Origin of the sequence: Corynebacterium sp. HS2168-gen11 (assembly GCF_024834075.1) — a bacterium.
GTDB lineage: Bacteria > Actinomycetota > Actinomycetes > Mycobacteriales > Mycobacteriaceae > Corynebacterium.
In genome coordinates this window covers 241,319-262,488 of sequence record NZ_JANUXR010000002.1, presented here as the reverse complement: position 1 = coordinate 262,488, position 21,170 = coordinate 241,319, and the positions used below count along the sequence as shown (strand labels likewise).

Annotated in this window: 15 protein-coding genes; 6 read left to right on the top strand and 9 right to left on the bottom strand. The window is 46.8% G+C overall.

The features are described 5' to 3' along the window. Positions 1-298: 298 nt before the first annotated feature. Positions 299-4,342 carry an ATP-dependent RNA helicase HrpA gene (gene hrpA, locus NXS99_RS02495; protein WP_259287091.1) on the bottom strand — a complete coding sequence of 1,348 codons (4,044 nt, stop codon included), beginning with the start codon at positions 4,340-4,342 and terminating at the stop codon, positions 299-301. 145 nt (positions 4,343-4,487) lie between these two features. Here hrpA and NXS99_RS02490 point away from each other — a divergent pair, with 145 nt between their 5' ends. Then, complete coding sequence (locus NXS99_RS02490) at positions 4,488-5,447, top strand: hypothetical protein (RefSeq protein WP_259287090.1); 960 nt, start codon at positions 4,488-4,490, stop codon at positions 5,445-5,447. Between the two features lie 344 nt (positions 5,448-5,791). On the opposite strand, the gene NXS99_RS02485 is transcribed toward NXS99_RS02490, so the two are convergent. Next, complete coding sequence (locus tag NXS99_RS02485) at positions 5,792-6,733, bottom strand: hydrogen peroxide-inducible genes activator (protein WP_259287089.1); 942 nt, start codon at positions 6,731-6,733, stop codon at positions 5,792-5,794. A 384-nt stretch (positions 6,734-7,117) separates the two neighbouring features. On the opposite strand from NXS99_RS02485, the gene NXS99_RS02480 reads away from it, so the two are divergent. Both NXS99_RS02480 and NXS99_RS02475 read left to right on the top strand, forming a co-directional pair. After that, a complete protein-coding gene (locus NXS99_RS02480; protein WP_259287088.1) occupies positions 7,118-7,714 on the top strand; it encodes a peroxiredoxin in 597 nt (198 codons plus the stop codon). After that, complete coding sequence (locus NXS99_RS02475; protein WP_259287087.1) at positions 7,714-8,244, top strand: carboxymuconolactone decarboxylase family protein; 531 nt, start codon at positions 7,714-7,716, stop codon at positions 8,242-8,244. The genes NXS99_RS02480 and NXS99_RS02475 overlap by 1 nt, the downstream gene beginning before the upstream one ends. Before the next feature lie 85 nt (positions 8,245-8,329). On the opposite strand, the gene NXS99_RS02470 is transcribed toward NXS99_RS02475, so the two are convergent. Both NXS99_RS02470 and NXS99_RS02465 read right to left on the bottom strand, forming a co-directional pair. Further along, entirely contained in the window at positions 8,330-10,870 is a 2,541-nt protein-coding gene (locus NXS99_RS02470) for an RNA helicase (protein WP_259287086.1), read from the bottom strand. Positions 10,871-10,967: 97 nt separating this feature from the next. Further along, positions 10,968-12,092, bottom strand: coding sequence for a PAC2 family protein (locus tag NXS99_RS02465; RefSeq protein WP_396124802.1), 1,125 nt, complete (start codon positions 12,090-12,092; stop codon positions 10,968-10,970). A gap of 277 nt (positions 12,093-12,369) precedes the next feature. Here NXS99_RS02465 and NXS99_RS02460 point away from each other — a divergent pair, with 277 nt between their 5' ends. Continuing rightward, positions 12,370-13,443, top strand: coding sequence for a DUF4192 domain-containing protein (locus tag NXS99_RS02460; protein WP_259287084.1), 1,074 nt, complete (start codon positions 12,370-12,372; stop codon positions 13,441-13,443). Between the two features lie 335 nt (positions 13,444-13,778). Here the strand turns inward: NXS99_RS02460 and NXS99_RS02455 are convergent, their stop codons facing one another. From NXS99_RS02455 to NXS99_RS02435, 5 genes are all read right to left on the bottom strand, one after another. After that, the gene (locus tag NXS99_RS02455) at positions 13,779-14,468 is read right to left on the bottom strand and encodes a metal-dependent transcriptional regulator (RefSeq protein ID WP_259287083.1); all 690 of its coding nucleotides are present in this window, start codon (positions 14,466-14,468) and stop codon (positions 13,779-13,781) included. A 301-nt stretch (positions 14,469-14,769) separates the two neighbouring features. After that, entirely contained in the window at positions 14,770-15,831 is a 1,062-nt protein-coding gene (locus tag NXS99_RS02450; RefSeq protein WP_259287082.1) for a sigma-70 family RNA polymerase sigma factor, read from the bottom strand. Positions 15,832-16,309: 478 nt separating this feature from the next. Continuing rightward, the gene (gene dtd / locus NXS99_RS02445) at positions 16,310-16,744 is read right to left on the bottom strand and encodes a D-aminoacyl-tRNA deacylase (RefSeq protein WP_259287081.1); all 435 of its coding nucleotides are present in this window, start codon (positions 16,742-16,744) and stop codon (positions 16,310-16,312) included. A gap of 7 nt (positions 16,745-16,751) precedes the next feature. After that, entirely contained in the window at positions 16,752-18,383 is a 1,632-nt protein-coding gene (locus NXS99_RS02440) for a methyltransferase (RefSeq protein WP_259287080.1), read from the bottom strand. Positions 18,384-18,428: 45 nt separating this feature from the next. Next, positions 18,429-19,037 (bottom strand): DUF3099 domain-containing protein, encoded by a 609-nt coding sequence (locus tag NXS99_RS02435; RefSeq protein WP_259287079.1) that lies wholly within the window; start codon positions 19,035-19,037, stop codon positions 18,429-18,431. A gap of 58 nt (positions 19,038-19,095) precedes the next feature. On the opposite strand from NXS99_RS02435, the gene NXS99_RS02430 reads away from it, so the two are divergent. Together NXS99_RS02430 and NXS99_RS02425 are read left to right on the top strand one after the other, a co-directional pair. Next, a complete protein-coding gene (locus NXS99_RS02430) occupies positions 19,096-19,332 on the top strand; it encodes a DUF3039 domain-containing protein (protein WP_259287078.1) in 237 nt (78 codons plus the stop codon). After that, positions 19,332-21,041: a DEAD/DEAH box helicase gene (locus NXS99_RS02425; protein ID WP_259287077.1), complete on the top strand. Its 1,710-nt coding sequence runs from the start codon at positions 19,332-19,334 to the stop codon at positions 21,039-21,041. Before NXS99_RS02430 ends, NXS99_RS02425 begins: the two co-directional genes overlap by 1 nt. Positions 21,042-21,170: the final 129 nt, after the last annotated feature.

Sequence of the window (21,170 nt, the reverse complement as noted above, 5' to 3'; positions counted from 1 at the left end):
CGCGATTTCGTGCAACGTATCTTCTTGCGATACAAACGTGCACATGATGCCGGCATAACATCAGTCGCCGGCGGCACGTCAGTTGCGCTAGTCTCGTACGCATGATGCATGCAGGAGACAATTCAAGACACGTGCATGCATGGTATAAATACAGTCAATGTACGCTGATGACCGCTTGCAGTCATAGTGGAGCTGTGCCACTTTTCATGATGTTCTAGGAATGCAACAGCATAATGTGATTAATGGCGTCAAACTCCCATGAAACTCCACTTTTTGCATTACGTTTGTGTGTATTGCCCTAACGCAGTTGCTGGATGAGTTTGTTGATTTTAGATTCTGAAACCTTTTGTGAGGTACCAAGTCGTTGAGCAAACGTACTCACACGCAACTCTTGAATCAACCACTGAATATTTTTCACCTCAGTGGTTTTTTCTCTTCCTGTTGGCAGCAATGCAAGTTTGTCGAACAATCGATCTTCCACAGCATGAATTGAATCCATCCGCTGTAAGTCTTTGGTCGTAGAATAGCCCAGCTCCTCAATACGAATATGCATCGCCTGTATATACCGTGGCAAATGCTGCAAACGAGCCATGCCGTGTCGAACTAAGGCATGTCGTGGCAATAAGAACGCTAATTGTTCACGCATGTCGTCCCAAGCGGGACCGTTTCGTGTCGCAACCTGATCCGCGGTTTGTAAATATAACACCAACGCCGGTGCCAGGGTTGTGACAAAGGTACGTACTTTGGTCGGTGTCTGTGACCGCACTGTTTCCAGTAACTTCTGAAACTTTGCTGGATCACGTACCGGCCCGCCAGCTTCCATCATCAGATCACGAATCGCGGCAATACGCGCTTCTTCGACAAAGCCGTGAGCACCGCCGTGTGGATAATTTTCAATACCTACGCGTTGTTGTAGCGATAAACCATTGAGCATCTTCTGCGTATTTACCGAAATTGTTTCCAGAAGCAGCGTCAATGTAGTTGTCAGCATCGCAGCATCAGCTTCTGCTTGGGTACCCATTGCCTTAATAGCCAGGCCTTTGGCAGTTTTGACCAACGCCGGATACGTCGTGACCTGCTGACCATCGACTATTGTAGTCACTTCGGATTCAATAGTGCCCAGTGTTTCAGCAGTCCAAGGGCCAGTCGTATGTTGTTCAACAACCTGAGTCACCTTAGCCACAGATGCTCGAATTTGTTGCTGTTTGCGTTGTTTGAGTTGGATCAGCGACTTATCGTGATCCAAAATCTTGCCGCGTTTATCAATTGCAGCGAAGGTCATTCGTAAATGTGCAGGTAGTTTCGCCGGTTGAAAATCACCGGCATCAATACCCACACCACCAAATTGTTGCAAAATGGTTGCAAGCTGTTGATACAACGTTTCAGGTGCATGTGGTCGCAGTAACGGCAGGACCTTCTTGGCGTACTCAGGCGCAGGAACGACTTGACGTCGTACATGCTTTGGCAAACCACGAATGAGTTCAGTGACCAGTTCTTCACGCATGCCAGGCACAAGCCAGTGATATTCCGTATCATCCAGACCTGCCAAAATCGGAATAGGAATGTGAATGGTCACACCATCGAATTCAGTACCCGGCTCAAACTGGTACGACAATTCGAAACTTAAGGTTTTTGAATGCCAGGTTGTTGGAAATGCCTCCTCCGTAACTACGGACGCTTGATCGTTGACCAAATGCTCAGGATCAAAATCCAACAAGGTACGATTGCGTTGCTGCTGACGCTTCCACCAATGATCAAAATTACGTCCACTTGTGACCGATACCGGCAGACGAGCATCATAAAACGCAAATAGCGTTTCCTCGTCAACCACAATATCGCGACGTCGTGCACGATGCTCGAGTTCCATTGCCTCTTGCAGCTTTTCGACGTTACGGTGGAAGAATTTGTGGTGGGTAGTCCATTGCCCTGCAATCAACGCCTCACGAATAAACATTTCTCGAGCTGCTGGCGCATCAATGCGCTGGTATGCGACCAATCGATCAGCCACGATTGGCACACCATATAAGGTAGAGCGCTGATAGACCATTGCTGTTGCTTTTTTACTCGACCAGTGCGGTTCGGAATACTGGTGTTTCAGTAATCCTTGAGCACAGCGTTCCACCCAGATCGGATCGATACTTGCAACGTCTCGACCAAACAGTCGGGAAGTTTCTACCAGTTCCGAGGCAATAATAAATTGCGGACTGGTTTTTGCCACACTTGAGCCAGGGAAAATATAAAAACGCGTGTTCCGTGCGCCTTGATATTCCTTGGTTTGGCCAATACGAATGCCAATATGCGAGAGTAATCCTGTAATCAGGGACTGGTGAATAGCAGTGGCCTGGTCGGTTTCTAACGCAAAGTTTAATCCGTCATCGTCGTTGGTGTGACGAGTAGCTCGCGGTTGGCTTGGCACGATGGGATCTAAAGCGTAGCCTTGCTGCGTTGACCACGAAAGCTGTTCGCTGATCGATTTCAGTTGCCGGACTAAATCGAACCATTCGCGAATTCGCATGTAATGCAAGTATTCACGTTGCATCTGTTTTTTAAATGCATTGCTCGAGAGCTGTTGTCGAGTGGTCGTAATATAGTGCCAAAGTTTGAGGTAGCTTAAAAAATCACTGGTGGGATCCTTGAAACGAGCGTGCAGTTGATCAGCTTGTGCTTGGAATTCAAGTGGACGCTCGCGAACGTCTTGGATGGATAATGCTGCAACAATAACTTGCATTTCATGTAAACATCCCAGTTCATTGGCAGCAACTAACATGCGAGACATTCGAGGATCGAGTGGAATTTTCGCAATATCGCGTCCGATTCGAGTCAAACGTGGTGTGTGCGCACGGGTTTCTAATTGCTCTAAGGCACCAAGTTCATGCAGCAATACCATGCCATCTCGAATGGCTTTGGTATCGGGGGCTTGTAAGAAAGGAAAATCTTCAATATCACCAAGTTGTAGCGCTGCCATTTGCAAAATAACTTGGGCTAAATTGGTACGCAAAATTTCTGGATCCGTAAAAGCCGGACGCGAGTCAAAATCCTGCTCTGAATACAACCGAATCGCAACACCATCTGCAACACGACCGCACCTACCACTTCGTTGCGCTGCCGATGCTTGGGAAATTGGCTCAATTGGCAGCCGCTGGACTTTCGTGCGCACTGAATAACGAGAAATACGAGCGGTACCGGCATCGACAACAAAGTGAATACCTGGAACCGTTAAGGAGGTTTCAGCAATATTTGTCGAAAGCACAATGCGACGCAAACTATGCGGCTGGAATACGCGGTGTTGTTCTTGGTTACTTAAGCGACCAAATAAGGGGACTACCTCAATACCGCGCCAATGTTTTGCTTCAATGGCTTCCATTGCTTCACGAATATCAGCCTCACCTGCAAAAAAGCACAAGATATCGCCATCGCCATAGCCCATCAGCTCTTCTAATGCTTCGAGTAAGCCATCAACCGGATCAATATCTACAGTTGTATCACCAACAGTTCGTTCGAGCGGACGATACAAAATCTCAACAGGGAAGGTGCGTCCTGAAACCTCGATAATTGGAGCCGGTGTGCCGCTTGGGCTCGCGAAATGCTGCGCAAAACGTTCCGGATCAATAGTTGCGGAGGTAATAATAACCTTGAGATCAGGTCGCTTCGGCAAAATCTGTTTGAGATAGCCCAACAAAAAATCGATATTTAGACTGCGTTCATGGGCCTCATCAATAATGATGGTGTCGTAGCGCAGCAGTAAACGGTCACGTTGCATCTCTGAAAGCAAAATGCCATCCGTCATTAATTTGATCGCAGTGGTATCACTGACCTGATCATCAAACCGAATCGCATAGCCTACCGATTCACCAACTGGTTGCTGCAATTCTTCGGCAATGCGTTCAGCAACTGTACGTGCTGCTAATCGACGCGGCTGTGTATGTCCAATCAACCCACGCCGGCCGCGGCCTAATTCCAAACATATCTTTGGAATTTGCGTGGTTTTACCAGAACCAGTTTCACCAGCAATAATCACAACTTGATTGGCTTGAATTGCCGCAACAATATCGTCTTTGCGCTCACTAACTGGCAAGTTTGCAGGATAGTCAGGAATTGGAAGATGCTCAATACGAGTTGTATAGCGTTGCTGTGCCACACGAATATCGCGCTCAAGGCTTGTAAAAGCCTGAGCCGTACGTGCCTTGTTCACGCGATTGCGCAGTTTGGCGGCGTCGTAAAGCGTGGTGGTTTGCAATGCTTCGAGACACTGCGTGCGGCGTGCTTGTAGTTTGGAATCAAGGTTTCTGCGCCGATGATCCGAGCGGCGATTGCGAGGGCGAGGATGGGATGTTTCAGACATAGTTAGAGCCCACTTTACCTGCGGTCAAAGCTTTTGCGCTACTAAAGAGAAATGGTGACTTATCAGTGCATTTTATGGCCACTGTTGTTAAAGTGACTTAAGAATGGATTTCAATAATCGACCAGCGAAAGGTGGATGAATAAAGATGTCTGAAGATCAAAAAGACAATGAGTTTCCTCGCTATCAGCCAACACCACATCCAGAAGATCAAGCCGCTTTTGCGCAACGCTATGGTAATGAGGCCCAAGGATTTTACGGTGATGGCAGCGCAGCGGAAACATCGTGGACATCTACATTTCATTCGGATGAATCCGCTGAGAATCCATACACACAAACGCGAATGACCACTCGCGAACGCGGGATTGATTTTAGTTCGGTTATCTCCTATGGCTTTAAAGCAACCTTCGCATTGCCTAAGTGGTGGGTGATTCCTGCTATCGTGTTGTACATTTTCGTTGCTATTGGGGTGGGCGTGATGGCGTACTACACGTTGTCGAACCTGGATCCTGAAACACTACAAGCTGGTGCAAATGCAGCTGATCCAACAGCGAATCTGGAAAATCAAAGCGATTTTACGATGACAATTGTGGTCAATGGATTGACAGCATTAGTTACCCCACTGATCTATTCGGCAACGTTATTACAGATCCGAGGCAAGCAGCTTTCCTTAAGCACTGTGTGGGAGAATGCAAAATATATGCGTTCACTGCTTGCTGGTTTATTAGTTGGAATTATTCAGGTTGTGTTGTCGTTTGTGGTGCTAATTGCTGTGCTCTCGCTCGTTGAAAATGGCATGATTGCGGTTGTCGTAGTCTCACTGAGCAATATGCTTCAAGCGGTATTTATCAATGTCTTTTTCATGTTTGTGGTCATACACGTCATTGATACTGATGAATCGATCTTGACTGCACTTGGTAACAGTGCCGTGTTGGTAGCCAAGAACTACTTCCCGGTGGTGGGTACTATGATCGTGATTACTTTGATCTTTGCTCTTATGACAGGGTTGACGCTCACCATTGGCTTGATCATTGCAGTGCCGTTTAGGGTACATGCAACAACTCATTTGTATCGTCAGATTGCACACAAGAGCTACCCACAGATGTAGTAAATGTTCTGCAATTTATGCACACAAGTGGAAACAGATTGGGAAAAATAAACAGATATGCACTGTTTATTTAGACAGTTTTCCTTATGATACAGAGTGTTGGCCATATTTCTGTACAGACAATTCTTGTCAAAAAAACATCTGTGATGTGTGTACCGAGATTACCAGCGATTGCATTGGCAGATTGTATGGTGAGCATGGGAAAAGATTGGCAAGGGGAGTGGTAATCGCTTCTGCGAAGACTTGCAGGGATCTCCTAGTTCTGAGCATTGAAAAACTCCGGTGAAGCAGGTTTCTTCACCGGAGTTATTCAGGTTTGAGAAGGCCCGTAAGATCTTCGCAGCCTATTCAGGACGTCCCACTACCTTATGGAAGGAACGTACAACGACATCACCAAATAATTTGAAATCATCACCTCGGGTTGAAGAAGAACGGAACACAATGCCGACCTGGCGTGAAGCAGTTGTATCCGGTGCGAAGGTTGCAGTGGCAAGACCCATGCGCTCGGATTCGGTTGCATGTGCTGATTCAGGGATTAACGTCGCACCCATGTCGGCACGAATGAGTTCTAACACAGTGGTTAAAGACGATGCACGGGTACCAGCATCAGCTCTGAGAATAGGGTTAAACTCCGCCTGGCGGCATAAATCTACTACCTGATCTCGTAAGCAGTGGCCGTCGTCAAGCAAAAGTAGACGAACATCTCGTAAATTATTCAAGGTAAGGTCGGTGCGCCCTGCTAAGGCGTGTTGTGGTGGCATTGCCATGACAAAATCTTCTGTATACAGAGGAACTTCGTTCAGTCCAGAAGCATTTGCTGGCAATGCGATTAAAGCGCAGTCAATTGCACCGTCACGTAAAGCGGTGATCAAATGCTTTGTTTGATCCTCGATGATGTTAAAAGTTAGGTCAGGGTATTCTTCGCGCAGAATCGCAATAATTTCTGGAAGTAAATATGGTGCAATCGTTGGAATCATACCAACAGTCAACGAACCCGCCAGCGTTCCAGACGCGCCTTGTGCATGAGTAAGAAAACTATCAGCGGCATTTAACGTAGCTTTTGCAAGAGGAAGCAGTTTCTCGCCAGCTGGAGTAATAATCACACGTCGGGTCGAGCGTTCAATGAGTTGAACGTCTAATCCAGTCTCGAGCGCAACAAGTGCCTGCGACAAAGAAGGTTGTGAAATATTTAATTTTGCTGCGGCAGTGCCAAAGTGTTTATTTTCAGCAATCGTAACGAAAGTACGCAGCTGTGCGAGAGTTGGCCGATATTCTTTATTGCTCATATACGTAAACTTTAGCAAAGGATTGAATTTACTTATAATAGCAAATTTCATATTTTGGATTAATAAAAAGCCAGATTATGAATTATGTGCCGCTAACTTTAGTTATGTAATTTTTGCCCGTGTGACTAATGGGGTAATACGGGGGTAAAATCCGTCAGTTTCGCGAAGCTGTTTTGGATGATATTGGCAATCGTTGCTAATAGGGAAATTATGGTCTAGTATGGATGCAGCATGTGGTTAAGGTTATAAAAATGCCTTAACTCATGAGCGTTTAGCAATCGCGTCGACTTCTTGATTCATCAGTACATGAGAAACTTCGAGTGCGAATCCGAAGATTATCTTTTTGTGAAATTCAGAAGCGGCACTGAACAATTTGGAGGCATCATGGCAATTCTTACCATTGGCGATAAGTTCCCAGAGTTTAAGCTCACTGCACTCAAAGGCGGCGATCTGCACAGCGTAAATGCTAGCCAGCCAGAAGATTATTTCGAAGAAGTTTCCCTTGATAAGTATCCAGGCAAATGGAAGGTTGTGTTCTTCTATCCAAAGGACTTCACCTTCGTTTGCCCAACTGAGATTGCAGCATTCGGCAAATTGAATGAAGATTTCGCAGACCGTGATACTCAGATTCTCGGCGGTTCCGTTGATAATGAGTTCTCTCACTTTAACTGGCGTGCACAGCATCCAGAGTTGAAAGAGATCCCATTCCCAATGTTCTCTGACATCAAGCATGAACTCATTCGTGCCCTTGGCGTGGAGAACGAGGGTGGTGTTGCTGATCGTGCGACCTTTATTATCGATCCAGATGGCATTATTCAATTTGTGTCCGTCACTCCAGATGCAGTTGGCCGTAATGTCGATGAGGTTTTGCGTGTGCTGGATGCGCTGCAGTCTGAAGAAGTTTGCGCATGTAACTGGAAAGCAAACGATCCAACCAAGAACATCGACCGTTTCAGTGAGATGAAAGAAGGCCTGAAGTAATGTCGATTGCGGAACTGAAGTCGGCATTGCCGGAGTACGCGAAAGACCTCAAGCTCAATATTGATGCTCTCGCACGAGCAACTGTGCTGACTGACCAGCAAAAATGGGGCACGTTTGTTGCCTGTGCTGCAGCAACACGAAATGCCACGGTCATTCAAGAAATTGTTGCAGAAGCGAAAGACCACTTAAGCCCTGAAGCACTGCGCGCCGCATTTGCTGCTGCATCGGTGATGGCAATGAATAACGTGGTCTATCGTGCAAAGCACTGGCTTGGCGACGATTTTGCGCAAATCCGTATGGGGTTGCGTATGAATATCATTGGTAACCCTGGCGTCGAAAAGCAAGATTTTGAATTGTGGGCACTTGCAGTCTCCAGCATGAATGGTTGTGAATTTTGCACCATTGCACATCAAAAGACTGTCGAAGTTGAAGGTGTGACGAAAGACGCCATTTTTGAAACAGTCAAGATTGCAGGCGTGGTGACTGGTGTCGCACAGGCATTAGCAATTGAAGATGCTTTGTCACTCTAAGCAATTCATTGTGCTCAGCTCGGTGATACACTGAAAGTTAAATGTGCCAGTCATGATTGATGATGACTGGCACATTTTTTTAACGTTACGAGGAGAGAATCTCAAGATTGGCAAAGCGTACTTCACCTGCTGCATCTGAAGCATCAAGATCGACTGTTGCCTTGAAACTAAATGCGTGATCATCAGCAGGGTCTTTGATGATTTGCTGCACTGTCCAAAGCCTGCCAGTTGTTTCTAATCGGAAATACTCACTGCCTCGAGCATCGGGACCAAGATCAACGTCGGCGTATTCGTCGAAATAATCATCGAGTGCTGTAGCAAAGTCTGGTTGTGGGTCTAAATATTCAAGCATTTGGGCAAGTTCTTCTTCACGTTCAAAGGCAAATAATTGCACCAAGCGGAACATTGTGTTGCGAATCATGATCGTAAACGCACGTCGCTGCGCAGAAAGTGCGGTTGGGTCTTCGATGCCAAAGGCCAATTCGCGTTGCAGCGTTTCTTCTGAAATTGGCGCATCGGGATCTGCCATCTGTGCCCATTCATCAACCAAGGAAGAATCAACTTGCCGAACCACTTCTCCGAGCCAAATGATGATGTCATCGAGCTGTTCAGTGCGGAATTCTTCTGGAACTGAGTGGGAAAGTGTTCGCCAGGCATCGGTTAGATACCGCAAAACCACACCTTCAGCGCGAGCAATGCCATAAGTTGCGATCAAATCTGAGAAAGTCATGCCATGCTCAATCATGTCACGCACAATTGACTTCGGATGAATATCGAATTCGCGCGCCCATGGTAGTTGCTGACGATAGAGCTCAAAAGCGTGCTCCAACAGATCTTCGAGAGGTTTTGGCCAGGTAATTTCCTCGAGAATCGCCATGCGTTCGCTATATTCAACGCCTTCAGCCTTCAAGGTAGCAATTTCTTCACTGCGTGCTTGTTTTTGCTGTGCGATTAATACCACGCGTGGATCTTCCAAAATTGCCTCGTACACACTTACTACGTCAAGGGCATAGGTTGGACTTTGTGGATCCAGCAGTTCGAGAGCTGCGATGGCAAATGGTGTAAGTGGCTGATTGAGCGCAAAATCTCGCTGTAATTCTTGGGTAATTGCGTATCGACGCCCACTTGCATCTGGTTGCTCGAGACGCACCACAATACCTGAATTGACTAAGCTGCGAAAGATCTCAAGGGCTTTAAGAATCAACGTATTTTGTTTCGCACGAGTTTCATGATTACTGCGCAGCAGATGCTTCATATGCTCAAAACCATCACCTGGACGAGAGATGACATTCAATAACATTGAGTGAGACACACGAAATTGACTCATCAACGGTTCAGCTTCGGCGTTGATCAAACGTTCATACGTTTTCTCAGTCCAAGTTATTTCACCATCTCTAGCAGCTTTTTTCCGCAATTTTTTCAGCTTTTGAGGATCGTGACCTGCGCGTTGCCGCAATCGCCAATTTTCAATTTCATGTTCGGTTGCTTCAATTACCACAGTACCAACCGTGTCATAACCAGCTCTACCTGCGCGACCTGCAATTTGATGAAATTCACGAGACGCTAAAATGCGCATCTTCGCGCCATCAAATTTTGCTAAACCAGTAAACAGTACTGTGCGGATTGGAACGTTAATACCAACGCCGAGAGTATCTGTGCCACAAATAATCTTCAGCAATCCACTTTGCGATAATTTTTCAACTAACCGACGATACTTCGGCAACATCCCAGCATGATGCACACCAATACCACGACGCAACAAACTTGAAAGCGTTTTACCAAAAGTGGTGGTGAACTTGAAGTTTCCAATTTCATCGACGATGCGTTGTTTTTCTTCAGCCGTAATCACCTTTAAACCATGAAGTGATTGTGCCCGCTCCACAGCTTCTTTTTGAGTAAAGTGCACCACGTAAATTGGTGCTTTTTTACTGCTGAGTAAGTTTTCAATAGTTTCATGCACTGGGGTGTACACAAACTCAAATTCCAAAGGAACAGGACGTGTGGCGTCACTTCCAACCAAATGCGTTTCACGATTCGTACGCGCCGATAAATCTTCCTGCAACTTCTGCGTATCGTTAAGCGTTGCCGATATTAATAAAAATTGCGCTTTTGGCAATTCAAGCAATGGCACTTGCCATGCCCAACCACGGTCAGGTTCCGAATAATAATGGAACTCATCCATGATGACTTGATCGATATCCGCATTGGCACCATCACGTAGGGCAATATTGGCAACAACTTCAGCTGTCGCACAGATAATTGGTGCACGGCCATTCACAGTGGCATCACCTGTCATCATGCCCACGGATTCTGGTCCAAAAATATCGCACAGGGCAAAAAACTTTTCCGAAACTAAAGCCTTAATAGGGGCCGTGTAAAAACTGCGTTGCCCACGTGCTAACGCAATAAAATGTGCAGCTGTTGCCACCATTGACTTTCCACTGCCAGTAGGCGTTGCCAAAATAACGTTGTCATTGGCCAAGATATTTAAAATTGCTTCTTCTTGCGCCGGGTACAACGTAATATTTCGTTGCCGTGTCCAAGCAACGAATGAATCATAGATAGATTCATCGATATAATCTTCTGGAACATCGGCAAGGTCTGGCAATAAACGAGATAAAGTCACTCTTTAACACTAGTCGGCAGTGTGCAAAAGTGCATCTATCTTCAGGTTTATGGACACATTCCAAGGAGGGTAGTGCCAGCATAGGGTAATGAAGTGATTAAGATTGCTCGTCGTTCGGTGACGAGTCCTGCGGATGAGTGCTTTCAGAATCGTGCTTATGAGCAGCAGGCGGTGTGGAATCATGCTCGTGTCGTGCATCGCGCGCTGTATCATCGGATGCTTTGTCAGTGTCATCAGCAGGGGAGTCTTCGGATGCTACGGCATACTGAGGATCCGTATTCGTTTCGTCATGAAGATCTGCTAAGAATCGTTCAAATTCTTCACCGAGTTCCTCGCCTGATGGCATATGCTTCGGATCTTTATCGTCAGATTCGAGAGCTTTTTGTTCGCGTCGTGCCTGTTCGAGTTGTTCTAAAGATTCGTCATATTGTTGCTCGAGTAGTTCTACAACAGAGCCGATTTCTGCAGATTGACCAACTTGTTCTTGAATTTGCTTTGCGACGTTGTCGATGTCTTGTTCCAAAGATTCCAAAGGGATTGAAATACCAGCAGTTTCTTCCACCGATGAGAGCAAACGCAACGTAGCCAAAGGGTAGGAGGTTGTGGCTACATAATGTGGCACATGTGCGGTGATACCCGCAAATGGCAGATGTTTATCTTGCAGTTTCTTTTCAATCAAGAGTGAGACTGCGCCAGGGATCTGAAATTTCGAGTCCAAGGTGTGGTAGGTTTGCAAAATTTCCGCAATATTGCCATGTGCACTGACAATCATAGGGCGAGTATGCGGTACCGCCATTGGGGCAGAATATAGACAGATAGTCTGTGTGACGTGGAAACGTTCGATGAGTTCTACAATCACGTTTGAAAATGCATCCCAGCGAAGATCAGGTTCGGGGCCAGAGAGCAATAAAAATGGACGTTCCTTGGCATCATGCATGACGTGCATTGTTAAACCAAGTCGCTCGAAATCTGCAATCGAGTTTTGATCAATAGTCACTAAAGGACGACGTGAACGATAATCGATGAGTTCATCTGAATGGAAATTTGCGATTACTCGGTGATCAAGTGCTGCTTGTAGATGTTCAGAGGCGAGTGTAACTGCCTGGCCAGCGTCCGCGTAGCCTTGCAGCGCGATAATTAAACTGACTCCGGTATCGTGTGTTGAGCCGATTTCTGGGGTTGGATATTCAAGGTCATACATGCGATTATGCGGGTACTCCATCGTGTGTCCTTCCTTGGTCGTCACTGGCTCAGCTGGGTTCGATTCTACCTGAACTTTCACGCAAATGTACGGGCGCAGTGGTACGGGCGCAGTTGTCGAGAGAATCGAAATTGAGCATCATCGAATCATACTTTTCCAAGCAAAAGCAACTGTAATGATATGAAATTTTCGAATTTCTGACGTATGTAAGGTGCATGAGAGTATCAAACATCTCCATATTTGCGAAGTAGCACATTTGCTGCTTTTCTTTATTGTGTACTCCCGTCATGATCATTACATGAATTTGAGAATTGAACATTTACCAGCAGATCTGATGGCAAATATTCCAGGTATTCTGGGCTATTTCCCTCGAGAATCTGTTGTGTTTGCCTCGTTTGTCCAAAAAGCTGACGACTATTTTTCACTTGGCCCAATTTTGCGTATCGATTTTGACAAGCTGCGCTATCTGCCAGATGCGGGAGCGGCCTTAGCCGCAGTGCAATCTGCAGTCACTGTTGCAGTGATTGTCACTGACAATACAGATCGAGACGTTATTCAAGAGGTACTGCATGCTATTGAAACTGCAAGTATCACAGGTGAATGTCCCGTTGCAGCATGCTGGCAAGTATCAGAAATCTATACCCAAGCACCGTATGAATTGAAGTTTTATCATCCATACACCGCTAAGGTATTAAGTGGTGTGTTCCGTAAACTGGCTGCTTCGCCTGCTTGGAAACAAGGAGAAGTTGGTGCGATTAGTCAAGCAAAAAGCACCCAAGAGTTGCTCGCGGATGGTTATTTACCAGAGCTTTCAAAAGACGATGCCCTTGATTATTTCAAGGCTCCGCATGATGTTTCTGCGTCTGTGATTGATGCTCAAACGATTAAGGCGAAACAATATGGAAATGTGCTGTTAAAAGCAATCACAGATGAGCCTGCTATTGTCCATGATAATATGCTGCGGTTGCAAGCAATCATGCAGGAAGCAAGTCAATTGCATTGGGAGCCCAATGAAGAAGATCGGCTATATCTGGCTGCATTGTTATCGAATAAACGGCTACGTGATATTTATATGCACGAGCTGGTTGGCAATATGGCTGCTGCAAAAGCAATTGGTTTGATGGTGTCACGAAACTTTGCAGGAGATGTGCGCAGTAATGGACTATGCGTCTATGCCTTAACTGCTTTAGTGCATAAGCCAACGCCGCGTGCATTGTTTGCATTGGAAGCCGCATTATTTGACACCCCTGATCATCGCTTGGCGCAGTTAGTGATGCAGGTATATCGCAAACCGGAGAAGAAAATCGACATCATGGGAGTCTTGGAGCAAGGCAGTATCATGACAAAGCAGTATCTCGATGTTCCGGCGTGAGATGTTACGTCAACCTTGCATGCAAGTTGTTGTAGGTTTGTTGCGACAAAAATGGTGGTGGCGTATGGCACGTCATGCACGTTATCGCTGGACACAATTCGTACATCAACGCGTGATACGACGCTTGTGTGTGACGCCTTCAATATTCAACTAGAGCAACCATAGGGTAAAGGTGGCAAGAGTTTCTTGCCACCTTTACTGAAAAGGCCAACATAGAGGATCTTGTGTACTGATTCTCAGTGTGAAGAAAGTAATGACACAATAGACATGAACCTGGCATCATTCGACCAAATTTTTCTAAGTGTTCATGCTCGTGTGTGAAATTTGTCCAAGGGTTAGTCGTCGAGAAGTTCAACTCGCACTGCATGTGCAAGATCATCGAGGAGTTCTACGACGTTGTTTTCAAGGAAAAGCTTGACTCGTCCATCGCGATGTTCCATTTCTACGATCGTCCCAACATGTATCCCTGCACGCTGCAGATGCTTGAACTGATCTGGATCAACTTGGAGGATTTCGTTGACCTGAACAATGCGTACTTTTCGACGCAGATCGCTTTCTGGCAGATCAACGCTACGGATACCAGGTTTTACTTCATCTTGGTTTAAGACACCGAGCTCCTCGAGTCCTGGAATTGGATTACCAAATGGAGAACGATCAACTGAGTCTAAAAGTGCTACGATGTGGCGTTCAACTTCTTCACTCATGACGTGTTCCCAGCGGCATGCTTCATCATGAACGCGATGAATATCAAGGCCAATCACGTCAGTTAAAAGTCGTTCTGCCAGACGATGCTTACGCATAACAGCAACTGCCAAGGCGCGTCCTTGATCAGTCATTTGAAGACTGCGATCATGTGCGACAACTACGAGCCCATCGCGTTCCATGCGTGCGACGGTCTGGCTTACAGTTGGGCCAGATTGCTCGAGACGTTCTGCAATGCGAGCACGAAGTGGGGTGATACCTTCTTCTTCAAGCTCGTAAATAGTACGCAAATACATCTCAGTGGTATCGACCAAATCCTTCACGTGCATGACCTTTCTCGAGTATTGCGTTGTAAGTAAGCTACTTACGAAGCTGCGTTATCTATTGCGTTGTGCTGATGAACTGCAAATCTAGGCCATAGTTATGTTTAAGAATGACTGGCCTATCACCAAACTTCGGTGGCACAAGTTTAGGTATATCAGACACTCATTAAATTATAGCCTATGTTTTTAGAACTAGTCGAAGCGAATAAATATTACCTATTTAATTGCTGGAAAGTACTAAATCGCTCGCTACTGTTCACTTTAGAGTGTGAATATACAAGTGTCTAGCAGATCACAATAATTATTGTGCGTATGCTCGAAGTTTGTCAGCGCGATCGCCAACGCGCAGCTTACGCATGACTTCCCGTTCGATCTGACGAACACGTTCACGTGAGAGACCATAGTGTTTGCCAATTTGATCAAGCGTATGTGGAATGCCATCAGCAAGGCCGTAACGCATTTTGATCACATCTTGTTCACGCTTTTCTAAGGTGGCAATTACTTTTGTAATATCTTCATGTCTTAACGTGGCAACCACCTGAGATTCGGCATCGGTTGCTTCAGAATCCTCAATGAAATCACCAAGTGGAGCTTCTTCGTCAGCACCAACTGGCATGTCAAGAGAAACTGGATCGCGTGACTGGCGCAGCAGTGCTTCGATCTTGGAAACCTCGATACCAGTTTCTTCAGAAAGTTCTTCTGGTGTTGCTTCGCGACCAAGGTGCTGAAACAGCTCTCGTTTGATTCGTGAAAGTTTATTGACTTGTTCAACTAGGTGGACTGGAAGGCGAATCGTGCGTGACTGATCAGCCATGCCACGGGTAATTGCTTGACGAATCCACCATGTTGCATATGTGGAGAATTTAAACCCTTTAGAGTAGTCAAACTTTTCCATTGCGCGAATTAAACCAAGATTGCCTTCCTGAATAAGATCAAGCAGTGGAATACCACGATTGGTATAGCGCTTTGCAAGGGAGACTACTAAGCGCAAATTCGCTTCGAGCAGGTGAGAACGTGCCTTTTTGCCTTCTTTCACCAGTACTTTTAAGTCACGCTTCATTGCTCGTGTGAGGTGTCGGTTTGATTCGGTGAGTAAGTATTCGGCGTACAGGCCTACTTCAATAGTTTGCGCAAGATATACTTCATCTTCCGCTTCGAGCAGATCGGTTTTACCAATACCGTTAAGATACACACGCACTAGATCTGCTGAAGGATTGTCATTTGAATGGCCACGGCGTGAACCTACATCAACATTTTCAATGGTGACGTTGTCATCCAAAACTGTTTCTAAAGCCCGTAGGGGAGCAGGATCAACCGTAAGCTTGTCAGTGGTATCTTCGTTGTACTGTTGCTGAGTGGTCATAATCAGGCTCCTTCGCCAACTTTTAGTTTGTTCTATCTATTCAACGTCTCAAGAGCTGTTTTAGTTCCTGAATGGGTGTGAAAGTGTAAAACATGGTGGTCATTGGCGATATTGAAGATTACAGCGTTGTAAGCCACACGTGAGATCGTATCGATGAAATCGACTATATTTCATGCTCAGATATACCTTGGCTGCCTACGGGTTGTTTATCTGAGCAAAGATTTTTCGACGCAATTGGATGAAGCATCATCCATCGGTGCTCAGGAGTAGCGGAGGTGAAACAAGCGTTGGAAACATCTCAAGTAAATAGCAATCATCTGATTTGATACTGTGTTGACTGATAAACATTCGTACAGCCGGCACCGTTGATACATGAAATATAATCGTCGCACTCGGCGCCTCACCCGCACCTGAAACTCTCACTTCAGTTCCGCGCTCGAGACCCGCGCCGCGCTCGGCGCTGACGAACAACCAACAGCTAGCATTCAACGAGCACAGTAAAAGGCCCATCATTGATGCTCTCAACACTCATCATCGCCCCAAACTGTCCTTGCTCTACATGAATGCCTCGTTGGCGCAATCCCGCTGCAATTTTTTCAATAATTGGCTCAGCTTCCGCACCTGGCGCTGCATCAGACCACGAAGGTCGTCGTCCTTTGGCAGTGCGACCCATGAGGGTAAATTGCGACACCAACAGTACTGGTGCACCAATTTCTTCGACACTGTGTTCATCACGCAAAATCCGCAGTTCTGCAATCTTGCGCACCATAGTTATCCACGCATCAGGGGCATCCTCACGGCCTACTCCGACAAGCACAAGGAGTCCAGTTGTTTCGGGACATTGAATAGCTCCTACCACTGTTCCATCTACTCGAACTGTTGCTTGAGTTACTCTGGTAATGACTGCTTTCATGATTGTGCTAGTATTCTCCGTCGCGAAGCAATTCGGTTGGCAGGATCAAACCATGTCGAATCAGATCGACAAGTGGCGCGATAATCGCAGCTTGTAACTCAGCTTCATCGTATTGATGCCCATAGGCATATAATGAAATAATTTCTCGCAAAGACAACCCATGCGGATGCAGTCCTGCAATAATTGCTGCGAGATGTTCATCAATTTCGTGGCTCCAACGCGGGCCATCCATGCGACTCAAACGGATCAGTTCAGCGATAAACCCTTGTTCATTGCCTTTATCAGCCACATAAATATCTTCTTTCGCCACCGATGGACGCAAAAAATATTGTGTATCCAGCATTCGATCAGTATCTTGATGGCTTAACCATTCTGACCTTAAGAAATATTCTTCAATTTCCGGCCCGAGATCGCCATCAAAGCTGTGCTCTAGGGTCTCGACCACAATATCAGATGCAACAGTATCTTCTAAGCGCTCTAATGCAATAAAACCAAATCCCACACCAGCAACATTCGCATCGCGGAAATGCTGGAGCCACTGTGTGGTTTTTGCTCGTCCAGCCCGACTACGCGGATCAATCGACTCATCACGCAGCCATGTGCCAACATACATCTGCGGAGAAACGACGTCTCGCTGTAATACCCACGCACGTACACCGTAATCGGGCAACCAGCTTGCAATTCGCTGCTGCCAAGACTGGCCATGTTGATGTACCCAAGCCCCTAATAGATGGGCGGTACCACCAATGCGTAAATATTCGATGGATTGGCTCACGACTAATGCCGTTGCACCATCAAGTGCAACACCCGAATCGCGGTACACATGCTCAATTACGCCAGGACCAACGACAAATGGGGGATTGGCAATAATGCGATCAAAACTGCGACCGGCCACTGGCTCGAACCACGACCCTTGGAGTAATTCAACCGTTGCCCCACGTGGCTGTTCATCTTCAGGCGCATCTGCATGATCAGAGGCTGCAAGTAATGTTGCCACAGCAAAATCTAACGCACGCGGATGAATATCAGTTGCCGTAATCGTGCGACTGCAATCGAGCTGCCCTAAAATCTGAATGCCTGAACCAGTACCTAAATCCAAGACAGAATTGACAAAGGTTTTAGGTGTAGTTTTCAGCAATGACAAACTGGCTGCACCGACTCCGAGCACATGGTCCGTGCCGGGAATATAATTATCTAACTGGCTGGCATCTACATCAGAAAAAACCCATTGGTTATGGTGCTGAATCACATGCGCAGTGACGTCGATAAGCGCAGTTAGCTTTTCGACGTCAGAGTCATCATCAGATACCAATCGACTGCGGTGACCAAGAACGCCAGCATCAATAAGCTCTTGTGTAAAATCAGCGCCAAACACTTCAATAATGCGTGCAGGTGCAACTGGCTCGTGAAGCGAAAATAATTCAAGTAATACCGCAAGTGGCTTGTTGGCATGTTCTTGTAAGTGAAACAGTACTGCCGCTGGCTCACCACGTTGTAACGCCTCGTATACTGGAATGCCCAAAAAAGCCTGAATACCTGCAGCAGTAAAGCGATGCTGCTGCAAGATAGCAGTTAATTTCGGTGCCACTTTGGTATAAACAGACTGTTGAACTAGGTCATTGCTCACCAACGAAACCATGCGTGTGCTCCTTTTCTCACCCAACCAACAATAAGTCGATTATTCCTATGCCATGAAATCTTCATTATCAACATCAATGATGACAGACGTGTTCTCGACTGTACCTGAGGAGGCAGGAGACGCTTCAATCTCCAACACAGTGTCTTGGCTATTGTGAATGGCAGCTGCTTGCGCGGTTGCAAGTGCTTCAGCGGCATAGCGTGCAGCCGCTGGTTTATAAACATTCGGTGTGCGAGAATCACGAGGCTCACCCACACCATTGGCTATCACGACCGAAATCCATGGCAGTGGGACGGAAATTATAAACAGCACTGTCGCGAGTAACACATTATGCAAATACATATACGCAAACGCAGAAAGTAAAATAAACGGAATGCGAGCACCTTGCATGATCGCATATTGGCGTTGCCGTTTCCGTCGATTCTCACTCGCAGAATACGAAGCAGTAGTGACTAATGCCACGTTTTTCTTCTGGCGTAACCGTAATCTCGATAGCTGCGACTTGTTCCGCCACGTTGAATCCGGCACTTGTGTTTCTGTTCCTGCTGGTTCTGCATGCTCAGCATCAATGACAAATGGAATACGATCGCCATTGGCAGCGGCGCCGGGAGCGTGGGAATTTCGATTTCGAAACGCGGACTCGTCAGAATGCATAAAAATTAATCTACTCTGGACTTAGCGGAAATGAAGGATCTGGGGCAATATAGGTGGGGTGACTACGAGTACAGAAACCATTCAACGCCCCGACATTCGGGAAGACTCAACCATCGACGATGACACCCCTAAGATGTTCCACTATGTGAAGCGGAACCAAATCGTTGAATCCGCTGTCTCTGGACGCATGGTTATTGCCCTGTGCGGTGAAACATTTCCTGTGACAAAACAAGCGAAACCAGGATCACCAGTGTGTCCAGACTGCGAAGAAGCATATAGGAGCCTTAGGAAATAGTGAGTAATGATCTACGTGTCTGGCAGCGCCAAGCACTGACGAAATACCTCATCGAAAAACCCCAAGACTTTTTAGCAGTCGCAACACCAGGAGCAGGTAAAACCACATTTGCACTGCGTGTTGCAACTGAACTGAAGGCGAAGCGCGTCGTCGATCGCATTATCATCGTCGTCCCAACTGAACATCTCAAAACTCAATGGGCAGAATCAGCAGGACGCGTCGGACTTGCAATTAACGACAACTTCAAAAACACCGATGCGATGAATTCCGCATTCGATGGCATCGCGGTGACTTATGCCCAAGTCGCCATGCACCCGTACAAACACTATGCCGTGGCCACGAGTAAACGCACACTCGTCATCCTCGACGAAATCCACCACGGCGGTGATGCTAAAAGCTGGGGAGATGGCATTCGCGAAGCCTACCGTCACGCAGAACGCCGCCTTGCCTTAACCGGCACCCCATTTCGAAGCGATGACTCCACCATCCCATTCGTCAGGTACGAACAAGATGGCGAAGGACATCTTGTGTCGCAATCGGATTACACCTATGGCTATTCCGAAGCACTTAAAGACAACGTCGTACGCCCAGTTGTCTTTCTTGCCTATTCCGGCGAAGCAAGATGGCGCACCAGTGCTGGAGAAGAATATGCAGCACGCCTTGGTGAAGTCTTAACCCCAGAACAAACCTCCCGTGCCTGGAAAACGGCACTCGACCCCAAAGGCGACTGGATCCCAGCAGTCCTACGTGCAGCACATACACGCCTCCAGCAACTCCGTAAAGTCATTCCAGACGCCGGAGGTCTGGTCATCGCAACTGATAAAACCACCGCTCGTGCCTATGCACGTATTTTAGAAACCATGTCATCCACGCCTGTGTCAGTCGTGCTTTCCGACGACCCCCAAGCCTCCAGCCGTATCGAACAATTCAATGACAACACCGACGAGTGGATGGTAGCCGTGCGCATGGTTTCCGAAGGCGTGGACGTCCCGCGTCTTGCCGTTGGTGTATATGCCACATCATCATCAACGCCATTATTCTTTGCCCAGGCTATCGGTCGTTTCGTGCGTAAGCGCCGCGCCGGGGAAACAGCCAGTGTGTTTTTGCCATCGGTGCCGGTGCTTTTAGATTTAGCATCGAAATTAGAGGTTTCTCGTGACCACGTGCTTGGTAAACCACATCGAGAAGCCGATGGCTGGGATGATGATCTATTGGCTCAGGCGAATCGCAAAACCTCGGAACCGGATTTACTGCAAAGCTTTGAATCTGTTGGTGCCGAAGCAGAGCTTGATTCTTTGATCTATGATGGCTCTACCTATGGCACAGCAACACTGGCAGGTAGTGACGAAGAAGCTGATTACTTAGGCCTTCCAGGATTGTTGGATGCAGAACAGATGCGAGAACTGTTACGTAAACGTCAAGAAGAACAGCTCAATGCACGGCAACGGCAATTGCAAGAAAGCCAGAAAAAACAACAGCTTGCTCATGAATCAAAAGGACGCCAAGAAGCAATTGATCGACTCGCGAGTGTGGAGATTCCACGTCTTCGCAAGGAATTAAATGCCCTTGTCGCGATTACCGCTCAACGTACTGGTCGTCCGCATGGTGCGATTCATACAGAAGTACGTGCCCGTTGTGGAGGACCGCCAACTGCAATGTGCTCAGCTGAACAATTGCAAGCACGCATCGATTACTTACGGCGCTGGTAAGGACTCTATTGTTGTTCACTGTGTTTTGCTATGCTAAACATAACTGTTTTGCTCTGCGCTGAACAATGTCGTAGAGAGGTGATGCTCTCGTGCTCTACCTATGTGTGCATAACAAAGAACAGTCATTGA